The sequence below is a fragment of the Vibrio sp. Vb0888 genome (genome assembly GCF_033338835.1).
In the GTDB taxonomy this organism is placed as follows: domain Bacteria; phylum Pseudomonadota; class Gammaproteobacteria; order Enterobacterales; family Vibrionaceae; genus Vibrio; species Vibrio alginolyticus.
Map to the genome: position 1 here is coordinate 1 of NZ_JAWOTL010000303.1, position 1,077 is coordinate 1,077.

The window sequence follows — 1,077 nt, forward strand, 5'->3', positions numbered from 1 at the left end:
CAGCATGGATGATATGGATGTGCTGGGTTTTGCGCAAGAGAACGGCATTGCTTGCATCCACATATTGATGATTCGTCAGGGTAAAGTGTTAGGCAGTCGCAGTCATTTCCCTAAGATTCCTCAAAACACGAGCCAACAAGAGGTATTCGATAGCTTTTTGACTCAGTACTACCTGAGCCACAATGAGGCGCGAACAATCCCATCTCGAATAATACTGAACCAAGAGTTGGCCGACGATCTCGAACCCATTCAAAAAGCACTGAGTGAAGTCGCAGGGCGTAAGGTTCATTTCCATACTTCTCCGACTGGTGCGAGAGGGAGATATCTTAAGCTGTCTAATACCAATGCACTTACTGCCATCACGACAAAAATCAACCATAAGATGACGATCAACCAACGTTTCAAAGCACTTCGCGAGACGCTGGGAATGGAGTCTATTATGAGGATGGAGTGTTTTGATATTTCCCATACGATGGGCGAGAGCACTATCGCATCATGTGTGGTCTTCAACAACGAAGGTCCGGTAAAGCAAGAATACCGACGCTATAACATTACTGGAATCACGGGTGGCGATGATTATGCAGCGATGGGGCAGGCGTTAGAGCGGCGCTACTCAAAGCAGTTGGACGTAGAAAAAATCCCTGACATCATCTTTATTGATGGTGGTAAAGGTCAGTTAAATCGTGCGCATGAAATCATCGCCCAGTATTGGGGAGATTGGCCTAAGCGACCAATCATGATTGGTATTGCCAAAGGTGTAACACGTAAACCTGGCCTTGAAACCTTAATTACGGTTGATGGCGAAGAGTTCAACTTACCTAGTGACGCTCCAGCGCTACACTTGATTCAACATATTCGCGATGAGAGTCATAATCATGCGATTGCGGGTCACAGAGCGAAACGTGGTAAAACTCGACGTACAAGCGCGTTGGAGGGGATTGAAGGTGTTGGGCCAAAACGACGCCAAGCTTTATTGAAATACATGGGTGGATTGCAGGAACTTAAGCGTGCAAGTGTTGAAGAAATCGCCAAAGTACCGGGAATTAGTCACTCTTTAGCAGAAATTATTTTCCAAGC

The 1,077-nt window shown here is 46.1% G+C and carries 1 protein-coding gene; it reads left to right on the forward strand.

What is annotated here, in order from left to right; translation table 11 throughout:
• On the forward strand, nt 1–1,077 hold a 1,077-nt coding region (gene uvrC / locus R7P72_RS25810), incomplete at both ends, for an excinuclease ABC subunit UvrC (RefSeq protein WP_318111085.1).